The 12,870-nt window shown below is 71.8% G+C and carries 13 protein-coding genes; 2 read left to right on the top strand and 11 right to left on the bottom strand.

Going from position 1 to position 12,870, the window contains the following annotated elements; translation table 11 throughout:
- Positions 1-11: 11 nt before the first annotated feature.
- From V6S66_RS03265 to V6S66_RS03230, 8 genes are all read right to left on the bottom strand, one after another.
- Positions 12-1,229 carry an Nramp family divalent metal transporter gene (locus V6S66_RS03265; RefSeq protein ID WP_442885886.1) on the bottom strand — a complete coding sequence of 406 codons (1,218 nt, stop codon included), beginning with the start codon at positions 1,227-1,229 and terminating at the stop codon, positions 12-14.
- Between the two features lie 168 nt (positions 1,230-1,397).
- Positions 1,398-2,849, bottom strand: a complete 1,452-nt coding sequence (locus V6S66_RS03260; protein ID WP_334205331.1) for a DEAD/DEAH box helicase — start codon at positions 2,847-2,849, stop codon at positions 1,398-1,400.
- 218 nt (positions 2,850-3,067) lie between these two features.
- Positions 3,068-3,346 carry a GNAT family N-acetyltransferase gene (locus V6S66_RS03255; RefSeq protein ID WP_334205330.1) on the bottom strand — a complete coding sequence of 93 codons (279 nt, stop codon included), beginning with the start codon at positions 3,344-3,346 and terminating at the stop codon, positions 3,068-3,070.
- Positions 3,347-3,387: 41 nt separating this feature from the next.
- Positions 3,388-3,606 carry an SCO4848 family membrane protein gene (locus V6S66_RS03250; protein WP_334205329.1) on the bottom strand — a complete coding sequence of 73 codons (219 nt, stop codon included), beginning with the start codon at positions 3,604-3,606 and terminating at the stop codon, positions 3,388-3,390.
- Between the two features lie 76 nt (positions 3,607-3,682).
- Positions 3,683-4,360 carry a phosphoribosylformylglycinamidine synthase subunit PurQ gene (purQ, locus tag V6S66_RS03245; RefSeq protein ID WP_334205328.1) on the bottom strand — a complete coding sequence of 226 codons (678 nt, stop codon included), beginning with the start codon at positions 4,358-4,360 and terminating at the stop codon, positions 3,683-3,685.
- Positions 4,360-4,602, bottom strand: coding sequence for a phosphoribosylformylglycinamidine synthase subunit PurS (gene purS, locus V6S66_RS03240; protein WP_334205327.1), 243 nt, complete (start codon positions 4,600-4,602; stop codon positions 4,360-4,362). Before purS ends, purQ begins: the two co-directional genes overlap by 1 nt.
- Positions 4,603-4,687: 85 nt before the next feature.
- A complete protein-coding gene (locus V6S66_RS03235) occupies positions 4,688-5,584 on the bottom strand; it encodes an AIM24 family protein (RefSeq protein WP_334205326.1) in 897 nt (298 codons plus the stop codon).
- An 85-nt stretch (positions 5,585-5,669) separates the two neighbouring features.
- On the bottom strand, positions 5,670-7,229 hold the full coding sequence (locus tag V6S66_RS03230; RefSeq protein WP_334205325.1) for a long-chain-fatty-acid--CoA ligase: 1,560 nt from the start codon (positions 7,227-7,229) through the stop codon (positions 5,670-5,672).
- A gap of 116 nt (positions 7,230-7,345) precedes the next feature.
- Here V6S66_RS03230 and V6S66_RS03225 point away from each other — a divergent pair, with 116 nt between their 5' ends.
- Complete coding sequence (locus tag V6S66_RS03225; protein WP_334205324.1) at positions 7,346-8,572, top strand: cation:proton antiporter domain-containing protein; 1,227 nt, start codon at positions 7,346-7,348, stop codon at positions 8,570-8,572.
- On the opposite strand, the gene V6S66_RS03220 is transcribed toward V6S66_RS03225, so the two are convergent.
- Positions 8,569-9,432, bottom strand: a complete 864-nt coding sequence (locus V6S66_RS03220; RefSeq protein WP_334205323.1) for a phosphoribosylaminoimidazolesuccinocarboxamide synthase — start codon at positions 9,430-9,432, stop codon at positions 8,569-8,571. The genes V6S66_RS03225 and V6S66_RS03220 overlap by 4 nt on opposite strands.
- A 45-nt stretch (positions 9,433-9,477) precedes the next feature.
- Here V6S66_RS03220 and V6S66_RS03215 point away from each other — a divergent pair, with 45 nt between their 5' ends.
- Positions 9,478-10,035: a maltokinase N-terminal cap-like domain-containing protein gene (locus tag V6S66_RS03215; protein WP_334205322.1), complete on the top strand. Its 558-nt coding sequence runs from the start codon at positions 9,478-9,480 to the stop codon at positions 10,033-10,035.
- Positions 10,036-10,041: 6 nt separating this feature from the next.
- On the opposite strand, the gene purB is transcribed toward V6S66_RS03215, so the two are convergent.
- Positions 10,042-11,496, bottom strand: a complete 1,455-nt coding sequence (gene purB / locus V6S66_RS03210) for an adenylosuccinate lyase (RefSeq protein ID WP_334205321.1) — start codon at positions 11,494-11,496, stop codon at positions 10,042-10,044.
- 76 nt (positions 11,497-11,572) lie between these two features.
- A complete protein-coding gene (gene purD, locus V6S66_RS03205; RefSeq protein ID WP_334205320.1) occupies positions 11,573-12,832 on the bottom strand; it encodes a phosphoribosylamine--glycine ligase in 1,260 nt (419 codons plus the stop codon).
- Positions 12,833-12,870 lie beyond the last annotated feature (38 nt).

Genomic DNA, 12,870 nt, shown 5'->3' with positions numbered 1-12,870 from the left:
CCCGGCGCCGGTCAACCGCCGAACGTGAGCCAGAGCAGGGCGAGGTTGAGCGTGATCACGACGGCGGCGACCGCCCACGCTGCGAGTGACACGGCCCGCCGGTTCACGTGCTCGCCCATGACCGACCGACTCGACGTCAGCAGCACCAGCGGCACGAGGGCGAACGGGATGCCGAGCGACAGGACCACCTGGGAGACGACGAGCGCCCGGCTGGGCTCGATACCGACCGCCAGCACGACGACCGCGGGGATCGCCGTCACGACGCGGCGCACGAGGCGGGGCAGCCGGATGCCCAGCAGGCCCTGCATGACCTCCGCGCCGGCGGCACTGCCGACCGACGTCGAGGCGAGTCCCGAGCCCAGGAGCGCGACCGCGAACAGCAGCGCGACCCCCGCCCCCAGCTCGGACGTGACGACCTCGTGGACGCCGGTGAGGGTGTCGGTGCCGTCGATGCCGTAGAGGGCCGAGGCCGCGAGCACGAGGAGCGAGAGGTTGAGGAGCCCGGCCAGCACCAACGCGGCCGCGACGTCGACCCGGGTGACCCGCAGGAGCGTGGGAACGCTGAGTCCCTCCGCCCGAGGACCAAGGCGATCCACCGTGAGGCTGGAGTGCAGGTAGATGACGTGTGGCATCACGGTCGCGCCGATGATGCCGGAGGCCAGGAGCACGCTCTCGGCCCCGTCGAAGCGCGGCACGAGTCCGCCCATCAGGTCGATCGCCTCGGGCGGCGCGACGAACAGGCCGGCGACGAAGCCGACGGCGATGAGCGCCAGGAAGCCCATGATGGTGCGCTCGAGCGCGCTCTGGCCGTGGCGGTCGCCGATCAGCAGGATCAGCACCGACACCACGACCGTGACCCCCGCGCCGACCACGAGCGGGAGGTCGAACAGCAGGTACAGGGCGATCGCCCCGCCGACGACCTCCGCGAGATCGGTCGCGATGGCGATCGCCTCGGCCTGCACCCAGTACGCGAGCCGCGGGCCGCGGGGCAGCCGCTCCCCCAGGTGGGTCGCGAGCGAGCGGCGCGTCACGAGCCCGAGCTTCGCCGAGAGGTACTGCACGAGCACCGCCATGACGTTGGCGAGCACCACGACCCAGACCAGCGTGTAGCCGAACGTGGCACCGGCCGTGACGTTGGTGGCCACGTTGCCCGGGTCGACGTACGCGACCGCCGCGATGAAGGCAGGACCGATCAACGCGATCCGTCGCCACCCCGTCCTGACCAGCACGGGTCCACTATGGCGTGCGGTCAACTCGTGCGGCACCTGCACCTCGCCCGACGGTGACCGACACACGGCCACGGCCCAGAACTGGTGACCACAGGCCGAGCCGCACCACAACCGCGCAGCACGACAGGCGGCCCCGTGAACGGGACCGCCTGCCGGGGAACTGCTGGATCAGCGCGAGGAGCCGCCGGTGCGACCGCCGGAGCGGTGCTGCTGGCCACCCTGCCCCTGGCTGCGACCGGACGACTGCGGACGGCCCGACGACTGCGGTCGGCCGCCCTGGCCGCCGCCCGAGGGACGACGGCGGCGCGAGCCACCGTTGCCTCCGCCGTTGCCGCCACGACCCCCACCGCTGCGACCACCCGGGGTGTGGTCGCCGCCGCGACCGCCGGCCGCCGGGGCCGACTCGCCGGGACGACCGGTCGTGGCCATCGAGGCGACCGTGAACGGCGAGGCGAGCTCGTTGCGACGGTGCTGGCGCGCGACGACGCCGGCCTTGCGCTGCAGCTGGAGCAGGTCGCGCAGGTCCTCCGGCGTCGTCATCGTGACGACCGTGCCGGACTCGCCCGCGCGCGCCGTGCGGCCGGAGCGGTGCGTGTAGGCCTTGTGCTCGGCCGGGGCGTCGAAGTGCAGCACGAGCGGGACGTCGTCGACGTGGATGCCGCGGGCGGCGATGTCGGTCGCGACGATGACCTGGGCGTCGCCCGAGGAGAACCGAGCGAGGTTGCGCTCGCGCTTGCGCTGGTCGAGGTCACCGTGGAGGTCGACGGCCTCGATGCCCGCGAGCGTGAGCTGCTTCGCGACGCGCGCGGCGCCGCGACGGGTGCGCGCGAACACGATCGTGCGGGGCGTGTTGGCCAGCAGGTCGCGCACGACCTGCAGCTTCTCGGTGCGGTCCGCGACCACGACGTGGTGCGTCATCTCGCCCTGCTCCACGAGCGGCTCGGCCACGTCGTGCAGGACGTGCTCGGGCAGGTGGCGCTTGACGAGCTTGTCGACGTCGCCGTCGAGCGTGGCCGAGAGCAGGAGACGCTGGGCCTTGCGCGGCGTGGCCGTCAGGAGGGCGTCGATCGGCTTGTAGAAGCCGAGGTCGCACAGGTGGTCGGCCTCGTCGAGCACGATGATCTCGAGGTCGTCGAGCGTCACGGCCCGGCGGTCGATCAGGTCGGTGAGCCGGCCGGGCGTGGCGACGACGAGGTCGACGCCGTCACGCAGCCGGGCGGCCTGGCGGCCGATCGGCATGCCGCCGAGCACCGTCATGGTGCGCAGGTGCAGGGCCTCGGCCATGCCGGCGAGGTCGCGCTCGATCTGGGTGGCGAGCTCGCGGGTGGGCACGAGGATCAGGCCGCGGGGCGCCTTCGAGCGGCGCTGGCCGCCCGCGAGGGTGTCGAGCACGGGGATGCCGAACGACAGGGTCTTGCCGGAGCCGGTGCGGGCACGGCCGAGCACGTTCACGCCGGACAGAGCCGCCGGGACGACGACCTGCTGGATCGGGGTGGGCTCGACGATGCCCTGACGGGCGAGCGCCTTCACGAGCGGCTTGGGCAGCCCGTAGGCGGAGAAGCCGGTGGTGGTGGGCAGGGTGGACGGGGTCGACGCAGTGTCGACAGGTGTGGAGTTCACGTATCTCTCAGACGAGTTCGGGCACCGGCGCGCGACGAGACGTCGCGCTGCGAATGGTGCTTCGGGGCCCGAGAAACGGTGTCAACAATTGCTTCAACACAGGGTTCAGCATTGGACTGAACAGTGGGCCACCACGGCCAGCGTACCGCGGATGGGACCGCCGACCTTCATCGAGCGACGTGCGATGGCACACGTCGCCCCAGGATCAGACCTCGCGATCAGGCGACGAGGTCGCCGTACGACGGGTTCTTCTCGAGGAACGACCGGACGTACGAGCAGAGCGGCTTGATGCGCTCGCCTCGGGCACGGATGTCGTCGAGCGCGCCCGTCACCAGGATCTTGGCGAGACCCTGGCCCGAGTACGCGTCGTCGATCAGCGTGTGCGGCATGATCAGCACGCCGTCGCGCGGCTTGATCTCGGTGAATCCGGCCACGGCTCCGTCCACGAGGATCTCGTAGCGTCCCGCGTCGTCGTTGCGTCGGACCTCGGTGGCCATGGCTCCCCCTCGGGCTTGGTGTGGACTGGGACCTTGCTCTCTCAGAACAGGGCGATGACGCCGATGAACCCGACCGAGAGGCCGAGGGCGAGCGACACCGAGATGAGCACGGCGTGGACCGTGAAGAACGTCGTCCGGCCGCCGTGCTCGTCGCGCGAGCGGGGATCGGCGATGATCCGCTTGGCGAACTGCGGCCAGATGAAGAGGTTCCAGGCGCCCGCGACCACCAGCAGGATCGCGGCGCTCGTCGACAGAGTCATCGCGGTGCCCCCTGGAAGATCACGAGCGTAGGGCGACACCGCGACGACCGGATCATCGTTCCCTCGCTGCGCTCGGTCATCGCGACACCAGGGCGGTGAGGGCCGACGTGAAGAAGCCCAGGCCGTCGGTGCCGGGGCCCGTGAGCTCCTCGACCGCGTGCTCGGGGTGTGGCATGAGGCCCACGACGTTGCCGCGCTCGTTGGTGATGCCGGCGATGTCGCGCAGCGAGCCGTTGGGGTTGCCGCCCACGTAGCGCGCGACGACCCGACCCTCGCCCTCGAGCGCGTCGAGCGTGGCCGCGTCAGCGACGAAGCCGCCCTCGCCGTTCTTGAGCGGCACCGTGATGGTCTGGCTCGCCGTGTAGTCGGAGGTCCACGCGGTGGCGGCGTTCTCGATCACGAGCTGCTGGTCACGGCACACGAAGGTGCGGTGGTCGTTGCGGATCAGCGCACCCGGCAGCAGGTGCGACTCGCACAGGATCTGGAAGCCGTTGCAGATGCCGAGCACCGGCACGCCGGCGTTGGCGGCCTCCACGACCTCGGTCATGATCGGCGCGAACCGGGCGATCGCGCCGCAGCGCAGGTAGTCGCCGTACGAGAAGCCGCCCGGCAGCACGATCGCGTCGACACCCTGCAGGTCGTGGTCGCCGTGCCACAGGGCGACGGGCTCGGCGCCCGCGAGGCGCACCGCACGACGCGCGTCGACGTCGTCGAGCGAGCCCGGGAACGTGACGACGCCGACCTTCGGCGCCATCAGCCGTCGACCCGCACGGTGTAGTCCTCGATGACGGGGTTCGAGAGCAGCGTCTCGGCGACCTTCGCGACCTCGGCGAGCGTCGCCTCGTCGGTCGCGGCGACCTCGAGCTCGAAGCGCTTGCCCTGGCGGACATCGGTGATGCCCTCGAAGCCGAGCCGCGGGAGGGCGCCGTGGACGGCCTTCCCCTGCGGGTCGAGAATCTCGGGCTTGGGCATGACGTCGACGATCACGCGAGGCATGAGGCGAAGTCTATCCGCGCCCCCAGGCCGACGACGACGCCCCCGGTCCCGCGTCGCGCGGGGACCGGGGGCGTCGGCGAGGCGATCAGCCGGCGGTGGGCACCTGCGGGCCCTCGGAGGGCTGCACGATGACGAACCCGGGGCCCTGGAACGCGACCTGGAAGGCCTCGCCGGAGCCGCGACCGATGAGCGATCCGGCCGTGAAGCTGGACTTGATCGACGTCTGCAGTCCCAGCGACCACGCGATGAGCGCGTTGGCGTCGGCGTACGTGGCCGCCTCCGCCGGGTTGAGCACGACCGGCTCGCCGTCGGTGGTGATGGCGACCCAGCCCGTGCCGCGCAGGGTCGTGTTGAACAGGCCACCCGCGACCATGCTGCCGCCCTTGACCCGCTCGACGTTCCAGTCCAGCGAAGAGCTGAACGCCAGCACGGCGTTGCCGTTGACCGACAGGCCACCATTCTCGATCTTGAGGATGTGGACGTGCTTGCCGGTGTCGGCGAGGAACACGTCGCCCTGTCCACTGACGCCCATGAGCGACAGACCCTCGCCCGTGAGGGCCTTCTTGAGGAACTTGGCCGCGCCGCCACCGGAGTACTGGAAGTCGACGTTGCCCTGGTAGGCCACCATCGCGCCCTGCTTGGCCATGAACGGCTCGGCGATGCGCACCCGCAGCAGCCTGCTGTTCTGCTTCTGCGGGCCGATGCCCTCGACCTCGCTGAACGTGCCGTCGACCAGGTCGCCGGACAGGCCGGACCACGGGTCGCCGCCCACGGCAGGCTGAGGCGTCAGACCGCCACCGCCCTGCTGCTGGGCGAAGCCGCCCGCAGCACCGGCCGCCGCACCCGTGTCAGCGGGTGCCGCGCCGAGCGGGGAGACGGACTGGTTGCCCTGGTTGCTGACGTGCTCGGTCCAGACCGAGCCGTCCCAGTAGCGGTACTCGTGCCGGCCCTCGGGGTCCGGGTGCCATCCTGCAGCGCTCATCGGGCCACCTCCGTGAAGAAGAAACGGTACGGAGATGCCCCGATGACACTCCGCTGAACTACTCGCTGGCGCTCAGACACGGTCTTCAGCTCAGCTCTCTCTTGAGGATCTTGCCGGTCGACGTCATGGGGAGCTCGTCACGGAACTCGACCACGCGCGGGTACTTGTACGCGGCGAACTGCTCCTTGCCCCAGGCGACGAGCGTCTCCTCGGTGACGTCGTCGTGGTCCTTGTTCTTGACGACGACGGCCTTGATCTCCTCGCCGTGCGACTCGTGCGGGACGCCGATGACCGCGACCAGCGAGACCGCCGGGTGCTGCATCAGCACCTCCTCGATCTCGCGCGGGTACACGTTGTAGCCGCCGCGGATGATCATGTCCTTGGAGCGGTCGACGATGAAGTAGTAGCCGTCGGCGTCCTTCTTCCCGAGGTCACCGGAGCGGAACCAGCCGTCCTGGATCGCCTCGGCCGTGGCCTCGGGGCGGTCGTAGTAGCCCTTCATGATGTTGTGGCCCTTGATCGCGATCTCGCCGATCGCGTCAGGGTCACCGCCCGGCACGTCGGTCCAGTCGTCGTTGATGAGCTTCATCTCGACGCCGGGGATCGGCTTGCCGATCGAGCCGACCTTGGGCTGCTCGCCGAACACGCTGAACGAGGCCACCGGCGAGGTCTCCGACAGGCCGTAGCCCTCGAGGATCGTGACGCCGAAGCGCTCCTGGAAGTTCTTGTGCACCTCGACCGGCAGGGCCGAGCCGCCCGCAGCCGCGACCCGCAGGTTCGCGGCGATCTCGGCCACCGGGTGCTCCGGGGTCAGGGCGCCGAGCAGGCCCCAGTACATCGTGGGCACGCCCGCGAAGAACGTGACCTTCTCGCGCACCATCAGGCCGATCGCGGGCTCCGCCTCGAACCGGGGCAGCATCACGACGGTGCCGCCGAAGGCGAAACCACCGTTCTGGATGACGGTCTGGCCGAAGGAGTGGAACAGCGGCAGGACGCACAGGTACGTGTCAGGGGTGTCGGCGTTCGCCCCGAAGAGGTCCTTGCCGGACAGGGCGTTGTCACGCATGTTGCGGTGACGCAGCTCCGCACCCTTGGGCTGACCGGTGGTGCCGGACGTGTAGAGGATCACGGCGGTCTCGTCGTCGTCCCGCTCGACGGTCTCGAACGTGGGCGGCTGCACGGCCACGAGGGGCGCGTAGTACTCGGGGCCCTCCAGCGGCGCCGGGGCGGCCGAGTCGAGCTTGATCAGGAAGAAATCCTGGCAGGAGTCGGTGGCCTGGAAGCCGTCCCACGCCGCCTCGCCGATCGGCAGGTCGGCGGTGCCCTCGAACGCGAAGTACGCGACCGCGTCGGAGTCGTCGAGGTGGTAGGCGACCTCGCGGGCCTTCAGCAGCACGTTGAGCGGCACGACGGTGGCGCCGGCCTTGAGGATCCCGTAGTAGATGATCGAGAAGTACGGCAGGTTCGGGCACGACAGCGCCACCTTGTCGCCGGGCTTGACGCCACGCTCGACCAGCAGGTTCGCGACCTGGTTGGCGGCGCCGTTGACCTGGGCGTAGTTCAGCTTGGTGTCGCCGAACACGATCGCCGTGCGATCGACGTAGCTCTGGGCGGAATTCTCCAGCAGGGCGGCGAGATTGGCCACGACGGCTCCTTGAGGGTGGGAATGCGGTGCGCGTCACAGCCTACCCACGGCTCGACAGCGCGTCCGGTGGCCGTGAGCATGAACTGCATGTGCACTCGTGAGGGACGGAGCCTGTCGTGACGACCACCGCCACCGTGCTGGTCGCGGTCGGGCTGCTGGGCCTGCTCGTGGCCACGCTCTCCGCGCGCCTGCGCGAGCTGCCGCTCTCGGAGCCCCTGCTCGCCCTGGCCGTCGGCGTCGTCCTCGGCCCGGCGGCCACGGGGGTCGTCGACCTGCCGGCCGTGACCGAGCGTTCCGAGGAGATCCACGAGATCGCCCGGGTCCTGCTGGCGATCTCGGTCATGGCCGTGGCGCTGCGCTACCCCGTGCGCGACGCCTGGCGGGTCCGGGGCCCGGTGACCCTGCTGCTCCTCGTCGTCATGCCGCTCATGGCGCTCGCGACGGCCGTGGTCGCCTGGCCGCTCGGGCTCGGACTGGCGGCTGCCACCGTCCTCGGGTGTGCGCTGTGCCCGACCGATCCGGTACTCGCCTCGAGCGTCGTCACGGGCGCCCCGGCGGAGCGGGACCTGCCGGCCCGCACCCGGCAGGTGCTGTCGCTGGAGTCCGGCGCGAACGACGGGCTCGCGCTCCCGCTGGTCCTCGTCGCGCTCGTGCCGTTCGGCGTCGCCACCGGCGGCGAGATCGGCGTCGAGATCGTGCGTGAGGTGGTCGGCGCGCTCGTGCTGGGCGTCCTCGCCGGGTGGGGCGCCGGGCGCGCGATCCGCTCCGGCGAGCGACACGGCGCGACCGACACCGCGCCGGTCCTGGTCTTCACCCTGGTCCTGGCCCTCGGGGTGCTGGGGGCCGCCGTGCTGCTCGACGTCGGCGGTGTGCTCGCGGTGTTCGTGGCCGGCCTGACCCTGAACGCGACCGATCCGGGGAGCGACCGGATGGACGCCGTGGTGCTCGACGAGGCCATCAACCGGTTCGTACTGCTCCCGGGCTTCGTGGTTCTGGGGAGCGTCCTGCCGTGGGAGGCCTGGCGCGACCTCGGCCCGGCCCTGCTCGTGGTCGTCGTCGGCACGTTGCTCCTGCGCCGTCTGCCCTGGGTGCTCCTGCTGCGCCGCCCGCTCCGGCTCACGTGGCGCGACGCGGTGTTCCTCGGCTGGTTCGGACCGATCGGCGTGTCCGCGGTCTTCTACCTGGCCCTGCTCGCCGAGCGGCTCCCGGCCGCCGACACCACCCCCGTCCTCGCGGCCGGTACCGCGGTCGTGGCGGCCAGCACCGTCGTGCACGGGGTCTCCAGCTCACCGGGACGTCGCTGGTACGCCCGCGTGAGCCGCCGGGCGGGCGAGCCGGGCTAGAAGGTCAGTCCGGTCAGTCGCTCGTAGGCCTCGATGTACCGGGCGCGGGTGCGCTCGACGACCTCGGGCGGGAGGGTCGGCGGTGGCGCGTCGGCGGCCTTGTCCCAGCCGGACTCGGCCGACAGCAACCAGTTGCGCACGATCTGCTTGTCGTACGACGGTTGCGGGCCTCCCGGGCGCAGGTCGTCGGCCGGCCAGAAGCGCGAGGAGTCCGGGGTCAGCACCTCGTCGGCCAGGACGATCGTGCCGTCCTCGCGGGCGCCGAACTCCAGCTTGGTGTCGGCCAGGATGATGCCGCGCTCGCGGGCGATGCCCTCCGCCCGCGCGTAGACCGCGAGGGTCAGCTCCCGCAGCCGCTCGGCGACCTCGGGACCCACCGTGCGGGCGACGTGGTCGAAGTCGACGTTCTCGTCGTGCTCGCCGATGTCGGCCTTCGTGGCGGGCGTGAAGATCGGCTCGGGGAGCCGGGAGCCGTCGACCAGGCCGTCCGGCAGCGGGACGCCGCACACCGCTCCGGTCTGCGTGTAGTCGATGAGGCCCGACCCCGTGAGGTAGCCGCGGGCCACGCACTCCACGGGGAACATCGCCAGGTTCTCGCAGACGACCGCGCGGCCCGCCACGTCCGGCGGGACGTCGGTCGAGATCACGTGGTGGGGCACGAGGTCGGCGAGCTGGTCGAACCACCACAGCGACATGCGCGTGAGGATCTCGCCCTTGTCGGGGATGCCCGGTTCGAGGACGTGGTCGAACGCGCTGATGCGGTCGGACGCGACCATCAGCAGGTTCCCGTCGGGGAGCGTGTACAGGTCGCGGACCTTGCCCGAGTGCAGGTGGGTGGCTCCGGGGATCTCAGGCGTCACGGGCTCAGGCTAGTGGGCGCTTCCCCGAGCAGGCACGATGGCGTCATGGGCATCGTGCATCCCGGGTCCGAGCTGACCCCCACCAAGCAGGAGCTCCTCGCCGCCTGGCTGCCGACGCAGCCGTGGTGGCCGACCGGGGCGGAGGTGCCGAAGGTCGAGGCGAGCTTCAGGTTCGACGACCCCGCGGGCGAGGTGGGGATCGAGACGTTCCTGCTGCGGGTCGGCGGTGGCATCGTGCACGTCCCGCTGACGTACCGCAGCGCGCCGTGGGACGGTGGCGAGCTGATCGGCGAGCTCGAGCACTCGGCGCTCGGGCACCGCTGGGTCTACCTCGCCACGAGCGATCCGGTCTACGTCGCCGAGACGACTGCCGTGATCCGCGACGGGCGCGGCGAGGTCGCGATGGTCGGCCCCGACGGCAGCGAGGTCCCCCGTCGCAGGTCCACGGCCAGCGTGCGCGGCTCCGGCGCCGGGAGCGGCCAGCTCCGCGTCGCGCTCGCCATCGCGCCGGACGAGCCCGTGCCCGCGGCCTCGGGGACGCTCACCGCGACGTGGCCGGGCCAACCCACCCCCGTCACACTCGCGCTGCTCGCCGAGGACTGATCGCGGCTAGAGGATCGCGCCCGGCGCGTAGGCCGCGGCCTCCGGATCGTCCTGCAGGACCTGCTCGATCCGGGCGACGACCCCGGCGACCTGGTGCGTGGCCGCACCCGTGAAGGCGATGGGCTCGGCGACGAGCGACGCCAGATCGGCCTCGGTCAGGCCCAGGCGGGGGTCGCCGGCCAGGCGCGCGAAGAGGTCGTTCTCCGCCGTTCCCTGCTCGCGCATCTCCAGCGCGACCGTGACGGCGTGCTCCTTGATGGCCTCGTGGGCGACCTCGCGACCCACGCCGGCGCGGACGGCGGCCATCAGCACCTTGGTGGTGGCGAGGAACGGCAGGTAGCGGTCGAGCTCGCGGTGCACCACGGCCGGGAACACACCGAACTCGTCGAGCACCGTCAGGAACGTCTCGAACAGGCCGTCGGTCGCGTAGAACGCGTCCGGCAGGGCCACGCGCCGCACGACCGAGCACGACACGTCGCCCTCGTTCCACTGGTCGCCGGCGAGCTCGCCGATCATCGAGACGTAGCCGCGGACGACGACCGAGAGCCCGTTGACGCGCTCGCACGAGCGGGTGTTCATCTTGTGCGGCATCGCGCTGGAGCCGACCTGGCCCGGCTTGAACCCCTCGGTCACGAGCTCGTTGCCGGCCATCAGGCGGATCGTCGTGGCCAGGTTGCTCGGCGCGGCGACGGTCTGGGCCAGCGCGGTGACGACGTCGTAGTCGAGCGAGCGCGGGTACACCTGGCCGACGCTCGTGAGCACGTTCGCGAAGCCGAGGTGCGCGGCGACGCGGTCCTCGAGCTCGGCGAGCAACGCATAGCCGTTCTCCGCCCCGGGCCCGGAACCCCCGCCGGGCCCACCCAGGAGGTCGAGCATGTCCTGGCCCGTGCCGACGGGGCCCTTGATGCCGCGCAGCGGGTACCGCTCCAGGAGCGAGTCGATGCGGCCGAGCGAGACCATCAGCTCGTCGGCGACCGTGGCGAAGCGCTTGCCCATCGTGGTGGCCTGTGCCGCGACGTTGTGGCTGCGACCGGCCATGACGAGCTCGGCGTTCTCGCTCGCCAGGCGGGCCAGGCGAGCGAGCGTGGCGACGATGCGCCGGCGCACGAGCTCGAGCGAGGCCTTGACCTGCAGCTGCTCGACGTTCTCGGTGAGGTCGCGCGAGGTCATGCCCTTGTGGATGTGCTCGGTGCCGGCCAGCGCGGCGAACTCCTCGATGCGCGCCTTCACGTCGTGGCGCGTGATGCGCTCGCGGGCGGCGATCGAGGCGAGGTCGACCTGGTCGACGACGGCCTCGTAGGCCTCGACGACGCCGTCGGGGGTCTCGATGCCGAGGTCGCGCTGCGCCTTCAGGACCGCGATCCAGAGCTGGCGCTCCAGCACGATCTTGTGCTCGGGCGACCAGAGTCGGGCGAGCTCGGCGGAGGCATAGCGCGAGGCGAGGACGTTCGGTGCGGTCACGGCGCCATTCTGGCAGGGCCGGCCTCCGGCCCCACCCCGGGCGGTGACCTGGTGACCTCCGCCCGTCCGGGGTGGGTCAGAGGGCGATCTCGCCGAGCTGGGCCTTGAGCGCGATGTCGGTGCGGTGCTGGCCGCCCTCGATGATGATCGCGTCGACGCCGGAGTACGCCCGGATGCGCGCCTGCTCGAGGTTCTCGCCGACGCCCGTCACGGCCAGCACGCGGCCGCCGGCGGTCACCAGGTGCCCGTCGGGGTCCAGCGCCGTGCCGGCGTGGATCACGTCGACGCCCTCGATCGCGTTCGCCGCGTCGACCCCCAGGATGCGGTCACCGGAGCTGCTCGTGGCCGGGTAGCCGGCCGAGGCCATCACGACCGCGACGGCCGAGCCGCCGGCCCACTGCGGCAGGCCGACCTGGGCGAGGGTGCCGTTGGCGGCTCCGCGCAGCAGTGCCGAGATCGGCGTGCGGAGCATCGCCAGCAACGCCTGCGTCTCGGGGTCGCCGAAGCGGGCGTTGAACTCGATGACCCGCACACCGCGGCCGGTCAGGGCGAGGCCCGCGTAGAGCAGGCCGCTGAACGGGGTGCCGCGGCGGGCCATCTCCTCGACGGTGGGCACGAGCACCCGGCGCGTCACCTCGGCCACGAGGTCGTCGGGCGCCCACGGCAACGGCGTGTACGCGCCCATGCCGCCGGTGTTGGGGCCTTCGTCGCCGTCGAGCGCGCGCTTGAAGTCCTGGGCCGGCTGGAGCGGGAGCACGGTCGAGCCGTCGGTGATCGCGAACAGCGAGACCTCGGGACCGTCGAGGAACTCCTCGATCACGACCCGGTCGCACGACATCGCGTGGTCGAGGGCTTCCTGGCGGTCGTCGGTGACCACGACGCCCTTGCCGGCGGCGAGCGCGTCGTCCTTGACGACGTGCGGCGCACCGAACGCGTCGAGCGCGGCCTCGATCTCCTCCTGGGTCGTGCAGACGTGCGCCATCGCGGTGGGCACCTCGGCCGCCGCCATGACCTCCTTGGCGAACGCCTTCGACCCCTCGAGCTGAGCCGCGGCGGCGCTGGGCCCGAAGCAGTCGATGCCGGCCGCGCGGACCGCGTCGGCCACTCCCGCGACGAGGGGGGCCTCCGGACCGATCACGACGAGCTCGGCCCCGATCTCGGTGGCGAGTCGGGCGACCGCCTCGCCGTCGAGCGGGTCGACCTCGTGCAGCGTCGCGACGTCGGCGATGCCGGGGTTGCCGGGGGCCGCGTGGACCTCCGCCACCCCGGGGTCGCGCGACAGCGCGAGGGCGAGTGCGTGCTCACGGCCACCGGTCCCGATCACGAGCGTCTTCACCCGCCACACCCTAGCGACGCCCCACCCCGCGACACATG

The organism is Aeromicrobium sp. Sec7.5 (assembly GCF_036867135.1).
Lineage (GTDB): Bacteria > Actinomycetota > Actinomycetes > Propionibacteriales > Nocardioidaceae > Aeromicrobium.
Note: the sequence above shows the minus strand (reverse complement) of the source record. Positions and strands in the feature narration are given on the sequence as shown.